18 protein-coding genes are annotated in these 18,545 nt (G+C 66.3%); 13 read left to right on the top strand and 5 right to left on the bottom strand.

What is annotated here, in order from left to right; genetic code table 11:
* Window positions 1–54 precede the first annotated feature (54 nt).
* Window positions 55–972 (top strand): LysR family transcriptional regulator, encoded by a 918-nt coding sequence (locus AC1DMS_RS23890; protein WP_015866214.1) that lies wholly within the window; start codon window positions 55–57, stop codon window positions 970–972.
* Here the strand turns inward: AC1DMS_RS23890 and AC1DMS_RS23885 are convergent.
* The 3 genes from AC1DMS_RS23885 to acnA are packed head-to-tail and all read right to left on the bottom strand — an operon-like array spanning window position 920 to window position 5,312.
* The gene (locus tag AC1DMS_RS23885) at window positions 920–1,741 is read right to left on the bottom strand and encodes an ABC transporter substrate-binding protein (RefSeq protein ID WP_015866213.1); all 822 of its coding nucleotides are present in this window, start codon (window positions 1,739–1,741) and stop codon (window positions 920–922) included. The two genes, AC1DMS_RS23890 and AC1DMS_RS23885, sit on opposite strands and share 53 nt — an antisense overlap.
* A gap of 4 nt (window positions 1,742–1,745) precedes the next feature.
* Window positions 1,746–2,642: a GntR family transcriptional regulator gene (locus AC1DMS_RS23880; RefSeq protein WP_015866212.1), complete on the bottom strand. Its 897-nt coding sequence runs from the start codon at window positions 2,640–2,642 to the stop codon at window positions 1,746–1,748.
* Between the two features lie 30 nt (window positions 2,643–2,672).
* A complete protein-coding gene (gene acnA / locus AC1DMS_RS23875) occupies window positions 2,673–5,312 on the bottom strand; it encodes an aconitate hydratase AcnA (RefSeq protein ID WP_015866211.1) in 2,640 nt (879 codons plus the stop codon).
* Between the two features lie 265 nt (window positions 5,313–5,577).
* Between acnA and AC1DMS_RS23870 the strand changes: the two genes are divergently transcribed.
* From AC1DMS_RS23870 to AC1DMS_RS23830, 9 genes are all read left to right on the top strand, one after another.
* Window positions 5,578–6,630: a lactonase family protein gene (locus AC1DMS_RS23870; RefSeq protein ID WP_015866210.1), complete on the top strand. Its 1,053-nt coding sequence runs from the start codon at window positions 5,578–5,580 to the stop codon at window positions 6,628–6,630.
* Window positions 6,631–6,677: 47 nt separating this feature from the next.
* The gene (locus tag AC1DMS_RS23865) at window positions 6,678–7,661 is read left to right on the top strand and encodes a Bug family tripartite tricarboxylate transporter substrate binding protein (RefSeq protein ID WP_015866209.1); all 984 of its coding nucleotides are present in this window, start codon (window positions 6,678–6,680) and stop codon (window positions 7,659–7,661) included.
* Window positions 7,662–7,689: 28 nt separating this feature from the next.
* Window positions 7,690–8,676, top strand: a complete 987-nt coding sequence (locus AC1DMS_RS23860) for a Bug family tripartite tricarboxylate transporter substrate binding protein (RefSeq protein WP_015866208.1) — start codon at window positions 7,690–7,692, stop codon at window positions 8,674–8,676.
* Window positions 8,673–9,182, top strand: a complete 510-nt coding sequence (locus AC1DMS_RS23855) for a tripartite tricarboxylate transporter TctB family protein (RefSeq protein ID WP_015866207.1) — start codon at window positions 8,673–8,675, stop codon at window positions 9,180–9,182. Before AC1DMS_RS23860 ends, AC1DMS_RS23855 begins: the two co-directional genes overlap by 4 nt.
* A gap of 8 nt (window positions 9,183–9,190) precedes the next feature.
* A complete protein-coding gene (locus tag AC1DMS_RS23850) occupies window positions 9,191–10,690 on the top strand; it encodes a tripartite tricarboxylate transporter permease (protein ID WP_015866206.1) in 1,500 nt (499 codons plus the stop codon).
* A 58-nt stretch (window positions 10,691–10,748) separates the two neighbouring features.
* The gene (locus tag AC1DMS_RS23845; RefSeq protein WP_015866205.1) at window positions 10,749–11,654 is read left to right on the top strand and encodes a LysR family transcriptional regulator; all 906 of its coding nucleotides are present in this window, start codon (window positions 10,749–10,751) and stop codon (window positions 11,652–11,654) included.
* Between the two features lie 200 nt (window positions 11,655–11,854).
* A complete protein-coding gene (locus tag AC1DMS_RS23840; RefSeq protein ID WP_015866204.1) occupies window positions 11,855–13,468 on the top strand; it encodes an AMP-binding protein in 1,614 nt (537 codons plus the stop codon).
* Window positions 13,469–13,515: 47 nt separating this feature from the next.
* Window positions 13,516–13,983 (top strand): VOC family protein, encoded by a 468-nt coding sequence (locus AC1DMS_RS23835; protein WP_015866203.1) that lies wholly within the window; start codon window positions 13,516–13,518, stop codon window positions 13,981–13,983.
* 78 nt (window positions 13,984–14,061) lie between these two features.
* Window positions 14,062–15,033 (top strand): Bug family tripartite tricarboxylate transporter substrate binding protein, encoded by a 972-nt coding sequence (locus tag AC1DMS_RS23830; protein ID WP_015866202.1) that lies wholly within the window; start codon window positions 14,062–14,064, stop codon window positions 15,031–15,033.
* A gap of 48 nt (window positions 15,034–15,081) precedes the next feature.
* On the opposite strand, the gene AC1DMS_RS23825 is transcribed toward AC1DMS_RS23830, so the two are convergent.
* On the bottom strand, window positions 15,082–15,672 hold the full coding sequence (locus AC1DMS_RS23825; protein WP_015866201.1) for a TetR/AcrR family transcriptional regulator: 591 nt from the start codon (window positions 15,670–15,672) through the stop codon (window positions 15,082–15,084).
* A gap of 101 nt (window positions 15,673–15,773) precedes the next feature.
* Here AC1DMS_RS23825 and AC1DMS_RS23820 point away from each other — a divergent pair, with 101 nt between their 5' ends.
* The 3 genes from AC1DMS_RS23820 to AC1DMS_RS23810 are packed head-to-tail and all read left to right on the top strand — an operon-like array spanning window position 15,774 to window position 17,458.
* A complete protein-coding gene (locus AC1DMS_RS23820; RefSeq protein WP_015866200.1) occupies window positions 15,774–16,562 on the top strand; it encodes a crotonase/enoyl-CoA hydratase family protein in 789 nt (262 codons plus the stop codon).
* A 44-nt stretch (window positions 16,563–16,606) separates the two neighbouring features.
* The gene (locus AC1DMS_RS23815; protein WP_015866199.1) at window positions 16,607–17,080 is read left to right on the top strand and encodes a tautomerase family protein; all 474 of its coding nucleotides are present in this window, start codon (window positions 16,607–16,609) and stop codon (window positions 17,078–17,080) included.
* Window positions 17,081–17,137: 57 nt separating this feature from the next.
* A complete protein-coding gene (locus AC1DMS_RS23810) occupies window positions 17,138–17,458 on the top strand; it encodes a putative quinol monooxygenase (RefSeq protein WP_015866198.1) in 321 nt (106 codons plus the stop codon).
* Between the two features lie 89 nt (window positions 17,459–17,547).
* Here the strand turns inward: AC1DMS_RS23810 and AC1DMS_RS23805 are convergent, their stop codons facing one another.
* On the bottom strand, window positions 17,548–18,477 hold the full coding sequence (locus tag AC1DMS_RS23805) for an NAD(P)-dependent alcohol dehydrogenase (RefSeq protein WP_436288371.1): 930 nt from the start codon (window positions 18,475–18,477) through the stop codon (window positions 17,548–17,550).
* Window positions 18,478–18,545 lie beyond the last annotated feature (68 nt).

Here is an 18,545-nt window from a genome sequence, read left to right as displayed (position 1 = left end):
GCCAAGGTATCTTCGAGCTTCACTCTTGCGTCATCAATAGTTAAGCTCTGCTGAATGATGCAGATCGAAGACCTTCGCTTGGCTGCCGCGCTGCTGCGCGAGAGCTCGCTCAGCGCGGCCGCGCGCTCGCTCGGCGTCACGCCGCCCGCGCTGTCGATGCGCCTGCGCAAGCTCGAGGCCTCGCTGGGCCTGGTGCTGGCCAACCGCACGTCGCGCAAGCTGCACCTAACCTCGGAAGGCGAACGATTCGGGCGCGAGGCCTATGAACTCCTGCTGAAGTTCGACGGCCTGCGCGAATCCCTGCAGCGCGACGACCGGCGCCTGAGCGGAACGCTGCGCGTGGCCGCGTCCTTCGGCTATGGCCGCACGCATGTCGCGCCGTGGCTGTCCCGTTTCTCCCGCCTGCATCCGGCCCTGCGGCTGCAGCTGGACCTGCGTGAAACGCCGTGGCCCGACAAGCACGATTCCGACGCGGTGGTGCACGTGGGCGCGGTGCGCGACTCGTCCTGGGTGGCGCACCCGCTCGCCTCCAACGAACGCTGGCTGTGCGCGAGCCCCGGCTACCTGCGCGAGCACGGCACGCCCCGCAACCCGGCGGACCTGGCCTACCACGCCTGCATCTGCATCCGCGAGAACGACGAGGACGTGACGCTGTGGCACATGCGGCCCGCGGGCAGCGGCGCCCGCAAGGGCGAGACGCTGCGCATCAACCCGGCCTTCGTCAGCAACGACGGCAGCGTGGCGCGCCAGTGGGCCGAGGACGGCCTCGGTATCGTGCTGCGCTCCCAATGGGACGCCGCCGAAGCGCTGGCCGCCGGCCGCCTCGAGCGCGTGATGGCGGACTGGGAATTCGGCGCCGCCCCGGTGGTGGTGCTCGTGCCCACGCGCAAGGGGCGCAGCGCGCGGGTGCAGGCGCTGGTCAGCTTCCTGGTGGAAGCGGCGGGGGCAGCGGGCCGGCCGAGCGCTGGGTGATGGAAAGAGGCCGGCCTTCGAGTGCGTCCTCTGCAGGCCCGGGCGGCGCCACCGATGCGCCTTCGATGCCGTGCCTGTTCAGCGCATCGGCCACGAAGCCGGACGCCTTCATCTCTTCCACGAAAACCCGCAATGCACGCGCCGCGTCCGCGCCCCGGGTCTTGGGCGTTCCCATGGCCTGCCGGATCACCATGAAGCGGCCAGGCAGCAGGCGAAGGCCGGCGTGCACGCGGCTGTCCGATTCGAGTTGCTGCCTCACGCCAGCAGCCACATCCAGGTTCTGCTCGAGGAAGGTCTGGACCACGGTGGGCGAAGTCGGTGCCCGCACGATCTGCGCATGCTTGAGTTCGCACGTCAGGTAGAGGTCGTAGGCGCTTCCCTTGCCGACCGCGACCGCGGTTCCTTCGCGGTCGACCTCGTCGTTGTGCTGCAAAGGCGAACGCTCGCGGACGAGATAGCTGCCCTCGATCAGCACGTACGCCTCGGTGAACGCGATCTGCGCGCCGCGCACCGGGTCGATCGCAAAGAAGCCGATGTCGGCCTGCTCGTTGGCCACCGCTTCGACCGACTTTCCCGCGGCATCGAAGACCACCAGTTCCAGCGCGACGCCAAGGCGTTTCGCAAAGGCGCATGCCAGGTCCACCGAAACGCCGGCGGGCGCGCCGGTTGTCTTGTCCGCATGGGCGAGGATCGGGTTCCCGAGGTTGATGGAGGCGCGCAATGCGCCGGTGGGTGCGAACGCCCGGACGATGGCGGAATCGATGGTCATGGAGCTAGGTCTTGAGGATGCTGCTGATCTTCGCGAGATTGCGCAGCGTGCTGGAAAGGTGCTGGTGCATGGCCTTCGACGCTTCGTCGTTGCGGCCGCGCTCGAGCAGGTCGAGCAGGTGCAGGTGCTGCTGGCAGTGTTCCTTGTAGCGGCTGCGGTCCTGCATCGAGCGGTACGACAGCAGCCGGCGCACGCGGTTGACGCGCCGGATGGTGTCGATGAAGAACGCGTTGCCCGAGCCCTCGACCAGCGATTCGTGGAAGCGCACGCCGCGGTCGTGCAGCTGATCGGCGGTGTCGGTTTCGATGCCGCCTTCGAGCAAATGCTTTTCCGCTGCGCGGCAGCGCGCGATCACCTGGGGCGATAGGTGGTAGTTGGGCTCGAGCAGCGCGGCGGGCTCGAGCGCAAGGCGTAGCCGATACGACTGCAGCAGGCTGTCGGCGGTGGTCAGCATCGACGAAAACACCCAGCCGTAGCCCGGCTTCTTCTCGGCCCAGCCTTCATTGGCAATGCGACTGAGCACGCCATTCAGCTGCACGGGGGTGAGGCCGTAGCGTTGCTTCAGGAGCGCCTCAGGAAACTCGTCGGGCAGCAGCCCCCTCAATCGATCGTCTGCGATGCGGAAGTACACCTCGGTCACAACGTCGGATTCTTCGAGGCCCAGCTCGCCGGCGAGTGCCCTCGCCTCATTCTCGATGGGCTTCACCAGAAAGTAGCCCCGATTGGGCTGGCGCATGAGCACGCCCTTCTCGGCCAGCAGCGACAGCGCTTCGTTCACGGGAGAGCGCGACACCCGCAGTCGGTCAGCCAGAAGCTGCGCCGGCAGATGAGTGCCAGCCGGCATGGCGTCTGCCTGGATGAGGTCGAGAATTTGCGAGGGAATGGATTGATCGGTCCGCATAGGGGCGGATTCTCCAGCGATTCCGGTTATCTACGCGGCAGGCAGGGCTGCCGCGCCATGCTTCTTCATCATTTTTTGCAGGGTTGACGGAATGACGCCACCAGCCTGCAGAAGCTCGACCTCCAGCTTCGTCTCGACCGCCGCCACCACATCGAAGCACTCCGTGCGGCCACCGGCGCGGCGCAGCGTGACGGCAACAGGGCCGCGCGGGCGGATATTTTCGGGCTGCGCATCGACCTCGATGCAATCGCCCGGAGCCAGCCCGAGCGTGACAGGCGTCATGCCCGCAGGCAAGCGCAGTGGCAGCACGCCCATACCGATCAGGTTGGAACGATGAATGCGCTCGAAGCTGTTGGCCAGCACAGCGCGAATACCCAGCAGCCGCTGGCCCTTGGCGGCCCAGTCGCGCGATGAGCCGGTGCCGTATCGCTCGCCCGCGACCAGCACGACCGAATCGCCCGATGCGCGATAGCGCTGCGCGGCCTCCCAGAGCGGCACCACCTCGCCGGTGGGCACGTGCAGCGTGTGTGCCACAGGGGCGCCAGGCGCCAGGAGGTTCTTCAGCGTCTTGCTGTGGAAGGCTGCCCGCACCATCACCTCCCAGTTGCCCCGCCGCGAGGCGAATACGTTCAGGTCGTCGCGGTCGTCGCCGCGCGCCACGAGGAAGTCGGCCACCAGGCTGTCCTTGGGAATCGCGCTGGCCGGCGAGATGTGGTCGGTCGTGATGTCGTCGCCCACCACGAGGAGCGGGTACGCGCTGTAGCGGCCGAGCATGCTGCCTTCCGACAAGGCGGCGAACGGGGGGCGGCGCAGCGCGGTGGAGGCGCGGTTCCAGGGGTAGAGCTCGGTGTCCGGTGCGGCGAGCGCATGCCACAGGGGGTTGCCGGTGGCGATGGCAAAGGCGCGCGGGTAATCCGACGGATCTTGCGAACGCGCGAGCGCAATTTCGATCTCTTCGGCCGAAGGCCACAGGTCCCGCAGATAAACCGGTTTGCCCTTGGCGGTGATCTGCACAGGGTCCACGCGCAAGTCCCGCTCCGCGTCTCCCGCCAGCGCGAAAGCGATGACCAGCGGCGGCGACATCAGAAAGCCAAGGTCGAGGTCGGGGTGAACCCGTCCCGGAAAGTTGCGGTTGCCCGACAGCGCCGCGACCGGATGGATCGCACCTCTGCCCATCGCGTCGTGAATCACCCTGGGCAGCTGACCCGAGTTGCCGATGCACGTCGTGCAGCCGTAGCCCACGATGTCGAAGCCGACCGCCGAGAGGTCGGTCGTGAGGCCGGCGCGCTCCAGGTAGGCCGCTGCCGCGGGCGAGCCCGGACCGAGCGATGTCTTTACCCAGTGCGGCACCTTCAGGCCGAGCGCGCGCGCCCTGCGCGCGACGAGGCCGGCGGCAACCAGCAGGCGCGGGTCGGAAGTGTTGGTGCAACTCGTGATGGCTGCAATGGCAACCGGGTGCCGGGGCATTTGGGTATCGACAGCCTTCGGCTCGAAGGCGAGCGCGGCCAGGGCCGAGGCGGCATCGCCATACCCCAACAGGTCTTGCGGGCGACGCGGGCCCGCGATGTGCATGTCGACCGTCTCCAGCGCGATGTGGAGGCCGCGCGTGTAGGTCGGCAGCGCTGCAGGGTCGAACCACAAGCCGGCCGCGCGGGTGTACGTTTCCACGCGTTCGACTTGAGCCCGCGTTCGGCCGGTCTCCAGCAGGTAGTCGATCGTGTGGCGGTCGACCGGAAAGAAGCCCGTGGTCGCGCCGTACTCCGGCGCCATGTTGGCCACCACGCAGCGGTCGCCTGCGGTCAAAGTCGATACACCGGGGCCGTAGAACTCCACGAACTCGCCGGAGACTCCGATAGCCCGCAGACGCTGCGTAACGACGAGTGCCAGATCGGTCGCCAGCACGCCCGGGCGCAGCGCACCGGTAAGTCGCACGCCGATCACATCGGGAATACGCAGCATGGTTGGCATGCCGAACATCACGGTCTGGGCTTCGAGTCCGCCCACGCCCCAGCCGAGCACGCCGATGCCGTTGACCATGGGCGTATGGCTGTCGGTGCCGATCATCATGTCCGGCACCAACCAGCGCAAGCCATCACGCTCTTGCAGCGTCACCACGGTGGCCAGCTGTTCCAGGTTGATGGTGTGCATGATCCCTGTGCCGGGCGGATTGATGCGCACGCCCCGCAGCACCTTCGAGGCCCAGCGCAGGAATGCGTAGCGCTCCGCGTTGCGCCGTACCTCGATCGCCATGTTCTCCTCGGGTGCGTCCTTGCGCGCGAAGGCCTCGACCGCCAGCGAGTGGTCCACCGACACATCCACCGGCAGGCTCGAGTTCAGCACCGACGGATCGACACCGGCCTCCGACAGCGTGCTGCGCATGGCGGCCAGATCCACCAGCGCGGGCGTGCTGGTCGTGTCGTGCATCAGCACGCGCCCGGGCTGGAAGGCGATTTCCGCTTCGCTGGTGCCGGTGTCGGTCCACGCGAGAAGCGCTGCCAGAGCGGCGTCTTTCTCGGCGCCTTCCATGTTGCGCGCGACGTTTTCCATCAGCAGGCGCAAGACCACGGGCAAGCGACTGAGCTTGTCTTTGCAGAGCGCCGGCAGATCGACGGCCAGGTAGTCCTGCCCGGCCACGACAAACCGCATGCAGGGCGTCTCAGTGTTTTCCATGATTCTTATTTTGCATTTTTCATTCATAAAATGCAATTAAGTGCAAACCCTCAGCCCCGATTCAGTCCCGCACCACAGCCCGTCGAAAGCGCCCGCCACCATGTTTTCGCCCCTCTCTCCGCCCGAGCCATCCACCCAAGCAGGCCGCCGCCGCGCATTGCTGGGTGGTCTGGCCCTCGGTGGTTCTGCCCTGCTTGGCCAACTTGCCGGGTGCGCCTCGACGGCCTTCAAGCCCACCCAGGCTTCATCAACCCAAGGACACCCCATGTACGCCTACGTTGGCAGTCGCACCACCCGAGAGCGCAACGCGCGTGGCGAGGGCATCAGCATCTTCAAAGTCGATTCCGCGAAGGGAACGCTGGAGCCCGTCGACGTCGTCAGGAACCTCGTGAATCCGTCCTTCCTGGCGCTCAGTGCCAACGGCGAATTCCTCTACGCCGTGCACGGCGACGAGAGCGAAGCGAGCGCCTTCAAGGTGAACCGCAGCACGGGCCTCCTCACCTTCATCAACCGGCAGAGCACGCAGGGCAAGAACCCGGTGCACCTGGCGCTGGATCCGACGGGCCGCTTCCTGGTGGTGTCGAACCACATCGGCGCAAGCCTGGCGGTGCTGCCCGTGAACGTCGATGGCTCGCTGGGCGGGCTGACCCAGCTCGTGAGGCTCGACGGTCCCATCGGACCACACCGCATCGAACAGAAGCAGGCGAAACCGCACTTCAATCCCTTCGATCCGAGCGGCCGCTTCGTCGTCGTGCCGGACAAGGGGCTGGACCGGGTGTTCAGCTTCCGGTTTGAAGAAGGCCGCCTGACGCCCGCGCCGGTGCCGTTCGTCGCCACGCGCGAAACCGCAGGGCCACGCCACCTGTCTTTCCATCCCAAGGCGCCGTTCGCCTATGTGGTCAACGAACTCGACTCGACCGTGACGGCCTATCGCGTCACTCCCGCAACCGGCGCACTTGCGCCATTCCAGGTCCTGTCTGCGCTGCCCGACAACTTCACCGGCAACAGCCGCGCTTCCGAGCTGCAGATCGACGCGCAGGGGCGCTTCCTGTATGCCTCCAACCGCGGCTACGACAGCATCGCCGTGTTCAGCATCGACCCGTCCACCGGCGCGCTGAAGTTCATCGAGGCCGAACCCACGCAAGGCAAGACGCCACGGTTCTTCACCCTCTCGCCGGACGGGCGTTTCATGTTTGCGCTCAACGAGGACAGCGACTCCATCGTGACGCTGGCCGTCGACCTTTCGACCGGCACGCTCAAGCCCACAGGCGCGTCGGTCAGGTCAGGCAGCCCGGTCTGCATGGTCTTTTCTGCATGACCCGGCTCCCACACCCAGCCCATTTTCAGAACCAAGGAACAACCCAGATGCATTCGATCCAACGCCGGGCGCTGCTGTGCGCCACGGTGGCCTTCGCCGCCCTCCCGCTGTCGACGCTTGCGCAGGACTACCCCACGCGCCCCATCACCATCGTCGTTCCTTTCTCCGCCGGCGGCGGCGTCGATGCGATGGCGCGCCTGCTGGCGGAGAAGCTGCGCGTTTCACTGAAGCAGTCGGTCGTGGTGGACAACAAGCCCGGCGCGAGCGGCATGCTGGGCGCCGCCTTCGTGGCAAAGGCCGCTCCCGACGGCTACACGCTGCTGCTGGGTTCGGCGGGCGAGACCGCCATCAATCCGCTGGTCTACAAGACAAAGATGCAGTACTCGCCGGAGAAGGACCTGGCGCCGATCACGGCCGTCACGCGGGTGCCGAACGTGCTGGTCGCGAATCCATCGTTCCCGGCAAAGGACCTGCCCGAGCTCGTGGCGTACGCGAAGAAGAACCCGGGCAAGGTGACCTATGCCACGAGCGGCGTCGGCAACCCGCAGCATCTGAATGGCGAGCTGCTCCAGTCCCTGGCCGGCATCCAGATGCAGCACGTGCCTTACAAGGGCGCCTCGAACCAGCTGGTCGACGTGGCGTCGGGCAATGTCGACATCACCTTCGTGAGCCTGGCCGGTGCAACGCCCTTCATCAAGGGCAACCGGGTGAAGGCACTGGCCGTGACCTCGGCCAGGCGCGCCGGCTTTGCGCCGGACATCCCGGCGATCGCGGAGTTCGCACCCACGGCTTCCTACGACCTGGACAACTGGTTCGGTCTCTTTGCACCCGCGAAAACGCCGCCTGCCGTGCAGGCGAAGCTCAACGAGGCAGTCACCGCTGCCCTGCGCGACCCCGAGCTGATCAAGCGATTGCGCGAGCAAGGCGGCGAGCCCATGCCGCTCTCGCAAACCCAGTTCCGCGACTTCATCAAGACCGAATCCGTCAAGTACGCGCACATCGTCGACAGCGCCCGGATCGTCGCGGAATGAGCCCCCATCAAATCCACAGGAGACCTTCATGAAACTCTCGTCCAACTCGAATCGCCGCGCCCTGCTCGCCGCTTCCATCGCGGCCATGCTGTTCGGCTTCGCGGCCGCGCCCGCCATGGCACAGGCACCCCTCGACCTCAAGATCATGGCGCCGGCCGGCCCCGGCGGCGGCTGGGACAGCGCCTCGCGCTCGCTGCAGCAGGTGCTCACCGCCACGGGCGCAGCCAAGAACGTGCAGGTCGTCAATGTTCCTGGCGCGGGCGGCACGGTCGGCCTGGCCCAGTTCGCGAACAACGCAAAGGGCGATGGCAACCAGCTGATGGTGATGGGCATCACGATGGTCGGCGCGGTGCTCACCAACAAGGCGCCGGTCGGCCTGGACGCGGTCACGCCGATCGCCCGCATGACGGGCGATCCGCTGGTGGTGGTCGTGCCCGCGAACTCGCCGCACAAGACGCTGAAGGATCTTGCAGCGGCCGTGAAGGCGGACACCTCCAAGGTCGTCTGGGCCGGCGGCTCGGCCGGCGGCGCGGACCACATCCTGGCAGGGCTCATTGCCAAGCAGGCCGGCGGCGACGCGGCCAAGCTGAACTACGTGCCCTTCTCGGGCGGCGGCGAAGCACTGGCCGAGATGCTGGGCGGCCGCGTGACCGCGGGCGTGTCCGGCTACAACGAGTTCGAAAGCCAGATCAAGGCCGGCAAGCTGCGCGCGCTCGGCGTGTCGACAGCCAGGCGGATCGAAGGCGTCGAGGTGCCCACGCTCAAGGAGCAAGGCATCGACGTCGAGCTCGTGAACTGGCGCGGCGTGGTTGCGGGTCCGGCGATCAGCGCGCCGCAGAAGGCCGCGCTGGTGGCGGCCGTGAACAAGGCCCTCAAGTCGCCCGAATGGGCCAAGATTTCGAAGGCCCGCGGCTGGGACGATGCCTACCTCGACGCCGACGCCTTCGCCGCGTTCCTCAAGTCCGATCAGCAGCGCGTGAAGGAAGTGCTGAGCTCCATCGGCCTCGTGAAATGAGCGATCCGGAAACCAACGGCCCGGGCTGGCACGCGACCGCCATGGTAGGCGCCGTGCTGTTCGGGCTGGCCGCGGTCATCGGCTACGACGTGACGCTGATGGCGCCCGCGCAGGCGGTCGGCGTCGGGCCCACCGCCGCGATGCGCATCGTGGCGCTGCTGCTGGTCGTGCTCGGCCTCGCGCACCTCGTCGCAGCCCTGCGCATGCGCGCTGCGCTGCACGGCAAGAAGGCGTCGGAGCTCGGCGCCGTGCTCACCAACCGTGGGGCGCTGGGCTGGGTGCTGGGCGGGCTCATCGGAATGATCCTGATCCTGCAGCTCGGCGGCGGCTTTGTCATCGGTTCGACCTGGCTCTTTGTTTCGACTGCGCGGGCCTTCGGCCAGCCCATTCGCATCAAGTCGCCCGCCATCGGTTTTCTGCTCGCGGCTATCGTGTTTGCCTTCTTCACCAGGGCCTTGTCCCTGTCGTTGCCGGCTGGGCCGCTCGAGCGCCTGTTTCTCGGCTAAGGGGCCACATGGAAGTTTTCACGCTATTGGGGCAAGGCCTGCTGGTGGCCATCCAGCCCGGCAATCTGCTTTTCGCCGGCATCGGCGTGCTGCTGGGCACGCTGGTCGGCATCCTGCCCGGCATCAGCCCGTCGCTGACGGTGGCGCTGCTGCTGCCCATCACCTTCAAGCTCGATCCGACCGGCTCCATCATCATGTTCGCCGGCATCTATTTCGGCGGCATGTACGGCAGCTCGACGACCGCGATCCTGCTCAACACGCCCGGCGAGGCGGCCTCGATTGCCACTGCGATCGAGGGGCACCGGATGGCGAAGGCCGGGCGCGGCGGGCCTGCACTCGCCACGGCGGCCATCGGCTCCTTTGTCGCGGGCTTGATCGCGACGATCGGCATCTCGGTGCTCGCACCGTGGCTTGTCGACTTCGCGGTGCAGTTCGGTCCGTGGGACTACTTCGCACTCATGGTGCTGGCCTTTGTCACGGTGTCGGCCACCTTCGGCGACTCGGTGCTGCGCGGCATCACGAGCCTTGCGCTGGGATTGGTGCTTGGCCTGGTCGGCATCGACAAGCTCACGGGCCAGTCGCGCCTGGCCTTCGGCATTCCCGCCCTGCTCGACGGTGTGTCGATCACGACACTGGCCGTGGGCTTGTTCGCGATGGGCGAGACGCTCTTCATCGCCTCGCGCTTCACCGGCGTGCAGGAAAAGATCGAGGCCGTGCGCGGCTCGCTCTGGATGACGAAGGAAGACTGGCAGCGCTCGTGGAAGCCATGGCTGCGCGGCATCGGCTTGGGCTTCCCGATTGGTGCGCTGCCTGCAGGCGGCGCCGAAGTGCCGACGCTGCTGTCGTACACGCTCGAGCGCAAGCTCGCGGTGAAGCCCGAGGAGTTCGGCAAAGGTGCGATCGAAGGGGTGGCAGGCCCGGAAGCGGCCAACAATGCGGCGGCGACCGGCACGCTGGTGCCGCTGCTGGCGCTGGGCCTGCCGACCTCTGCCACCGCCGCGATGATGCTCGCGGGCTTCCAGCAGTACGGACTGGTGCCGGGCCCACTGCTCTTCGTGACCAACGCCGATCTGGTCTGGGGCCTGATCGCCAGCTTCTTCATCGGCAACCTGATGCTGCTGGTGCTCAACTTGCCGCTGGTCGGCCTGTGGGTGCGGCTGCTGAAGGTGCCGCAGCCGTGGCTCTACGCGGGCATCCTCGTGTTCGCAGTGATGGGAACGCTGGCCGCGAACCCGTCGACGGTCGAACTCGTGATGCTCGTGACCTTCGGCATCTGCGGCTACCTGATGCGCTGCTGGGACTACCCGGTGGCGCCGATGATCGTCGGACTCATCCTGGGCCCGATGGCGGAGAGCCAATTCCGGCGCGCGCTGCAGATCAGCCTGGGCGACGGCCTCGTGTTCTTCAAGCACGCGGGCTCGGCCACGCTGCTGGCGCTGGCGCTGTTCGCGCTGGTCGCTCCGCTGATCTTCAAGAGTTTGAAACGGTTCAAGGGCGACGACGCCTGAGGCGAAGTTGCCGCTTTCTCCATGAGCTTCCAAGCTGCGCCTCGGCTATGCTGCTTCGATGCGCCTTGAAGATCTGGATGTCTTCCGAGCCGTTCACGAGACCGGCAATTTTCAGCGGGCCGCACTTCGCTGCGGCCTGAGCCAGTCGGCCGTCACCAAGGTCGTGCGCAAGCTCGAAGACGAGTTCGGTGTCCAGCTGATGGAGCGCGGCGGGCGTTCGCTCGCACTGACGCCGGCCGGCCGGACCCTGTACCTGCGGGCCATGGAGCTCAGCGCGCTCACGATTGCGACGCGGCGCGACATGGCCGGCGAAGTGGCCGCGATGCGCGGGGCGATCCGGCTGGGCATCGTGCCGGCACTGCTCGGCAGCGTGGCCGCGCCGGTGCTGGCCGACATGCTCCCGGGACCGCACCCGGTCCAGTTGCTGGTGAGCGTCAAGCATTCGGCAGAGCTGGTGCGCATGCTCGAAGAAGGCAAGCTCGATTTGGCCGTGTGCTTCGGCGTGCAGCACCTCCCGCCCGACGTTCTGCGCACGCGGGTCGGACCCCAGCGCTACAGGCTCGTGGTTCGCGCCGGGCATCCGCTTGCAGGAAGCATCCCGAGCCTGGAGCAGCTGTCGAAATCGCGCTGGCTGCTTCCGACTTCCGATGTGACGCTCAGGACCGAGGTCGAACAGATGTTCGCCAATGCGGGCCTCGGTGCGCTGGACGTGCGCGTCGAGACCGACACCTCGGCCACGCTCATGATTCCGCTGCTGCGGCGAAGCGACCTGATCACGGTGCTTCCCGAGCAAGCGTTCCAGCCGCTCGCAGGCGAAGGTTTGGCGGCGCTGGACGTCGACCTGCATGCGCTGACGGGCGAAGTCACGGTCTATCACCGACGCAAGACGCCCTCCGTGGGACTGCTGATGGAACTGAAGCACCGGCTCGAGGCGCAGGCCCGCAGCAACTCCCTGTCTGGCTAGCGCAGCCAGCATTCCGCCCAGGAATCGATGTAGGAAGAAAAGTCGCCGGGACCTCCCTAGAGTTCTCGAACGGCTCCGGAGCGTTCTTTCGCAACATCCCGGATCATGCCGCCGCCATCGCGGTCCATGGCCAATGACCAGACCGCGGTCCCTCCCTATCGGCGAAGCCGGAAAGCGGCTTTGCAAAGAGAAAGCGACCGATGGATCTCAGGCAAAGCCTGTACGAACGCTTCCGCCAATCCGCGCAAGCATTCGAAAACAACCCCTTCCTGGCCGTTCCCGCACGCTTGGCCGACGCATGGGAGGTGCAACGGGAACTCCAGTTCGGTGAAGTCCTCGGCCGGGTCGACGCGCTGAAGGCGCAGTATGCGGACCAGGGTGTGGGCGAGGGAGACCGTGTGGCACTGGCCTTCGAGTCGCGGCCCGAGTTCGTCTTCCACTATCTGGCGCTCAACGCGCTGGGTGCCTGCGTGGTGCCGCTGAATACCGACCTGACGGTTGCCGAGCTGTCCTACCAGCTCGGGCACTCCGGCTGCGGTGCGGTGATCGGCCTGCCCGCGCTGCAGCCACTGCTCGCGGGTTCCATCGAAGCCTCGGGCCGCGCCATCCCGCTGAGCACGAATGGTCCGCAGGGGCTGCGCCGCTTGCCGCGCCGCGGCAATACGGCCGCGGTGCCAACCGAACCCTTGGACCGTGCGGCCGCCATCCTCTATACCTCAGGCACGACCGGCAGGCCCAAGGGCTGCGTGCTGAGCAACGACTACCTGCAGACGGCGGCGGACTATGCGCGCCAGCTGCCGCCGCATCTGGCCTTTGCAGTCGGCTCGGAGCGGCAGATGAATCCGCTGCCGCTCTATCACATGAACGCGATCAACACGCTGGGCACCGCCATCGTGACGGGCTCCTGCTATGTGATGCCGGGACGGTTCAGCGCGACGCACTGGTGGAACGACATCGCCGACACCGGAGCGACGCGCTTCAAATATCTTGGAATCATGATCCCGGCATTGCTGGGGCAACCCGAAACCGAGCGCGACCGGCACTCGGGTGTGAGCGTGGCGTTTGGCGCGGGCGTCGATCCGGTGCTCCACGAGCGGTTCGAAACGCGGTTCGGCATCCCGCTCATCGAGGTCTGGGGAATGACGGAAACCGGCCGCTTCATGTGCGTCGACCGCGAGCCGCGCCAGATCCATACGCGGGCATGCGGCCGACCGCTGCCGGGGCTGCAGGCCCGCATCGTCGACGACGCGGGGCACGAAGTGGCCGACGGCACCGCAGGCGAACTGGTGGTGCGCCACACCGCAGAAAACCCGCGCCAAGGCTTCTTCAGCGGCTACCTCGACGACCCGGAGGCGACCGAAGCCGCGTGGGCCGGCGGCTGGTTCCACAGCGGCGACCTGTGTACGCGTTCGACCGATGGCTTGTTCACCTTCGTCGACCGCAAGAAGAACATCGTGCGACGCAGCGGCGAGAACATCTCCAGCGCGGAAGTCGAAGCCGTGCTGGCCGCCAGCCCGCTGGTCAAGCAGGTCGCCGTGATGGCGGTGCCCGACGATCTGCGCGACGAGGAGGTTCTTGCCTGCGTGATTCCGGCCGCTGGGACGGCCCGCGACCATTCCCTGGCCATGGCGCTGCATCAGTTTGCTGCGGAACGGCTTGCCTACTACAAGCCACCCGGCTGGATCTGCTTCGTCGACGAACTGCCGATCACCGGCACGCAGAAGGTGCAGAAGCACCGCATCTTCCCCGACGGCTTTCGCGCCGATCTTCCCGGCCTGCACGACCTGCGCGACCAGAAGCGCTGGAAGAAGTGAAGCAGGCCGCCATCGTTCCAAACCACGCCAACAGAGAGAAAGAAAGCATGACAGAAGTCACCTCCAGCTTGGGGCCCAGCCGCAGCCGCCCCTATGGTCTGGGCGATCGCTATCACCTCCAGCACGTCCACCTGTTCGCGTCGAACATCGACGAGACCATCGCGTTCTATGAAAAGTGGTTCGATGCCCGCGTCACCTGGGACGGCGACTATGGCGGTGCACGCAACGTGTTCATGAAGATCGGCATTGGCGCCATGCACCTGTACGAGCAATCGCCGCGCGATCTGGGCCGCAATGCCGTGCATCACCTGGGGATGCAGGTGGTCGGCCTGCAGGAGGTCTACGAGCGCATGAAGGCGGCGGGCCTGCATCTGCCCAACCCCGTGCGCGAGCACTCCGGCGGCGGCTACTTCATGGTCAAGGCACCGGACGATGTGCTGCTCGAGGTGTTCGAGCCTGGCAGGAACCGCGATCCGCGCGTGCGGGATTACTACGGACTGGGCACCGGCGAATAAGACGACCGCGCTGGCATTCACGTTCACAAGAATCGCTGCCCGCCATACGAACCGGCGCAGCAACCGAAGGAGACAAACATGCAATTCATCAAGATCGTCATCGCGGCCGCGGCCCTCGCCTGCAGCGGCTTTTCATCGGCCCAGAGCTACCCCACCAGGCCGGTGACCCTGGTGGTGCCGGCCGCGCCCGGCGGGGGAACGGACATTCTGGGCAGGGTGTTTGCCGAACAGCTCAAGAAGCGGCTGAACCAGCCGGTGCTTGTGGACAACAGGGCAGGCGCCTCAGGAATGATCGGAACGCAAGCGGTTGCCAAGGCAGCCCCGGATGGCCATACCTTGCTGTTCACCTATTCGTCGCCGATCTACTACGCGCAGCACACCTTCAACAACGTTCCATACGACGTCAAGCGCGATCTGGCGGTGATCTCGGAGGTTGCGACCAACACGATGATCCTTGTGGTGAACAAGGATGTGCCCGCAAGGAACATGAAGGAGTTCATTGCATGGGCAAGAAAGGAGAAGGGACATCTCAGCTACGGATCCCTTGGCACAGGCTCGGGTGGGCATCTCACGGCAGCGTACCTGAGCAAGACTCAAGACCTTGATATGGTCCACGTGCCCTACAAGAGCGAGGCGCCTTTTGCCCAGGATCTTGCGGCGGGAATGGTGCCCTGGGGAATGGGAACGCTCGCGCCCATGCTTCCACTGATCCAAAGCGGCAGGGTGCGGCCGATTGCGGTTCTTTCCGAGAAGCGCCTGCAGGGGTTGCCCAACGTGCCGACCATGAAAGAGGAAGGCTTCCCTGATCCCGAGCTTGTGACCATGTCTTGGTTCGTGCTGGCGGCTCCCGCAGGAACGCCAAAGCCGGTCCTCGAACTGCTCGAGAAACACGCACGCGAAATAGCGCATACCCCCGCGATGAAGGCAAGGCTGGAGGAGCTGGGGATGGACGCTGTTGGCGGCAGTGCAGCCGACTTTCGTCGCAACTTCGATGCCACGGGGCCTCTCATCGAGAAGCTCGTGAAGATCTCGGGCGCTCGAAACGAATAGGTCATTCGTGACAACGCCCAAGGTCTCGCCCTGCCGCACGGAAGAGGTTCAGCGCGCGGTCGCCGCCATCAGCATGGCTTTCAGCTCCAGCTGCACATCATCGAGCGCCCGCGTGCTGCGCGAGGCTCGGCACATCGCCACCGTGCCTTCGATGGCAGCCACGGTGAGCGCCCCCAGCCGCTGCGCGCGGCCTGCGGCCACGCCCTCGCGTCGCAGCGCGGCGGCGAGGATGGCTTCCCAGCGCTCGAAGGCCTCGCGAGCGAGTTCGCGAAGGTGCTCCCCCGATGCGGCGTCCTCTTCGTCCGCCATGGGTTCCACCGCCACCGCCAGCACAGGGCAGCCGGCCTCGAAACCGGAGCTCTCGAGGATGCGCCGCCACCAGCCGACGAAGGCCTGCAGGCCTTCCACCGCGCCGCGCTCCTTCATCAGCGTTTCCAGCGGCACCGCCACGCTCTCGGCGGCGTGGCGCACCGCCTCTTCCAGCAGCTGCTGCTTGCCGCCGGGGAAATGATGGCCCAGCGAGCCGCGCGGCGTGCCGGTGTGCTGCACCACGGTTCGCAGGCTCGTGGCGTGCACGCCGCGCCGGCTCAGCAGGTCGGCGGCGCCGGCGATCATCTTGTCTCTGGTGGTGGAGGACATGCGGGTTCTTCTCTATGTCGAATGTCATAGGGAGTGTATGATGAAAATTATTATGACACTTGACATAGAAATGACGACGCCCAGCCCAAGGAGAACCCGCCATGGCAGATGAAACCATCGCGCCGCAGGTGCAAATGTCGGTCCAGGACCACGTATGCGTGATCTCGCTGGACAACCCGGCGAAGAAGAACGCCATCACGCCGGAAATGATGCAGCAGCTGTCGCAGCACCTCACGGCTTTCGACGATGACGACGAGCTCTGGGTGGCCGTGCTGGACCCGGCGGGCGAGCACACCACCGCGGGGCTGGACATGCCGAAGTTCTTCGGCCCGGGCGCAACCGCGAAGCCGATCCCGCCGCAGCAGGTGGATCCGCTCGGGCTGGGCCGGCGCTGCCGCAAGCCGGTGATCTCCGTCGTGCACGGCATCACCTACACAGTGGGCATCGAGATGATGCTCGCGGCCGACATCGTCATTGCGGCCGACACGGCGCGCTTTCACCAGCTGGAGGCCAAACGCGGCATTGCGCCGCTGGGCGGGGCGCACTTCCGCTACCTGCAGCGCATGGGCTGGGGCAATGCGATGCACCTGCTGTTCCTGTGCGAGGAGTTCTCGGCGCAGCGCGCGCTGGAGGTCGGCCTGGTGCAGGAGGTTCATTCCTACGGCGCCCACCGCGAGCGCGCGCTCGACATCGCTCGCCGCATCTGCGCCTGTGCGCCCATCGGCCTGCGCGCCACCAAGGCGGCGGCGCTGACGTACGTGCAGCAGGGCGAGGCCGCTGCGATCGCCGCCATTCCCGAGATCCGCAAGCAGGTCTTCGCCAGCGCCGACTTCAAGGAAGGCCTTCAGTCGTTCATGGAACGGCGCGAGGCCCGCTTCCAGGGCCGCTGAAGCTCCGGCCACCGCCTCGTTCAATCTCGTCCACTGATCCCGTCATGACCATCGTTACCGTAACCACTCCCGAAGGCCGTCTTTCTCTCGAACAGCGGCGAGAACTCGCCCAGTCGCTGACCGACGCGGTGCTCGTCCCCGAGGTCGGCCAGTTCGCGCCGCCAGCCCGCATCGGCTTCCAGGTGCACTTCGTCGAACGCACGCCCGATCGCATGGCGATCGGCGGCCGGCTGCTTTGCGACCAGTCGCCTGCGCCCGACGTCGCCACCTTCGACATCTGCGTGATGGATGCGGCCTGGCCGACGCCGGTGCGCAAGCAGGTGACCGAGAACGTGCTGGGCGCAATGGCCAAGGCGTGCGCCATGGAGCAGCCATCGCCGGCCTGGTGGACCACGTTCCGCACCATCGACGAAGGCAGCTGGGGTTCGCGCGGCAGCGTGCTGTCGATCCTGGACCTGTTGGGCAGCGGCGTATTCACGCCCGAACGCGTGGCCGAGATCCGCAAGGCCCTGGGCTGAACGCGCCAGGCGCGAAGCTCTCCTCCGAGGACACTGACAAGAAGCGAGGCATCCATCATGGCGATCATCGTCGCGGTCAAGTACAGGCTGCAGCCCGGCAAGCGGGACGAGCTGCTGACCTTCGTCTCGGAAAACGTCATCAATACCCGGTGCGAGCCGGGCAACCTGGAATACACTCACTACCCGTCTCTCGAGGACGAGCAGGAGATGTTCGTCTTCGAGATGTGGGAAGACATGAAGAATCTGGATGAACACATCCGCATGCCCCACTACGTCGCGTTTGCCGACAGGCGCATGCCGATGCTGGAGTCCTGGGAGGCCCGGATCTACGAGGCTCGTCTCCTGCGCGAGGTAAAGAAGGCGCCTTTGTCGGACTGAAGGTCGCTTGAAGTCGCCCTTCTTGCCCGTCGCGGCCACGCCGCTGCCGGCAGCCGGGCCGCGGCGCGACTCTGCACACGCGGGCTCAGTCAGAAGGTCAGCACGACCCTGCCAGATACGCGCAGGCCGCCCTCGACCGCGGCGATTGTGGCAACGGCTTCGGAGAACGGCTTCTCCAGGCCGATCGCAGGCTTCAGAGTGCCCTGGGCTGCGAGCTCGGCGATGGCGGCCAGATGTTTGAACCCCATCGTCGCGAACGCGATCTTGTAGCGGCGCGACAGCAGTCCATGGACAATCCTGCGCGGTGTCGGGTTGATGTCGATGAAAAGGCCCTTGGGCTTGAGCATCGACATTCCGCGACGCAAGTCCAGCGTGCCGGCCGTGTCGAAGATCGCATCGAATGGCTCGACACCATGCCACCAACCCTCGACTGCGTAATCGAAGACTGGATACACACCCGCCGCCTTCGCGGCATCCATGGATGCCCGGCTGCATGTCCCGGCAACCTGAGCACCGTTGGCAACGGCCAGCTGGACCGCCATCGAGCCCACAGCGCCCGTGCAACCGTTGATCAGCACGCGCGCGCCTTTCGACACCTGCGCCTTGTCGAGAATCGCCGCCCAGGCCGTGGCAGCGGAAATCGGAAGACAGGCGGCTTCGGCGAACGAGAGTTGCGGCGGCTTCTTAGCCACATGGCGGGAATCGGTCACCAGGACCTCCGCAAAGGCTCCTGGCTTCTTGAAATCCATAGTGCCGAAGACCTCGTCGCCCACCTGGAACTCGCGCACGCCCTCGCCCACTGCCTCGACCACGCCGGCGAAGTCGGACCCCATGCCCTTGGGAAATTCCCTGCCCATGAAGAGCTTCATGGCGCCTTGTCGCTGTTTCCAGTCCAGCGGGTTGATGGCTGCTGCCCTGACCCTGACCCGCACCTGTCCCGGCGCCGGCTGCGGCGCCTCGCAGTCCGCCATGCGCATCGTGGCAGCACCGCCGTAGTGATCGAACTGGACCCGATTCATGGATTCTCCGATAGTTGCACCGAGTGCAGATATTAATGCACTCAGTGCAAATATGCAACCAGTGCAAT

The sequence above is a fragment of the Variovorax sp. 05T418 genome (assembly GCF_056396385.1).
This window is presented reverse-complemented; position numbering and strand designations above follow the sequence as displayed.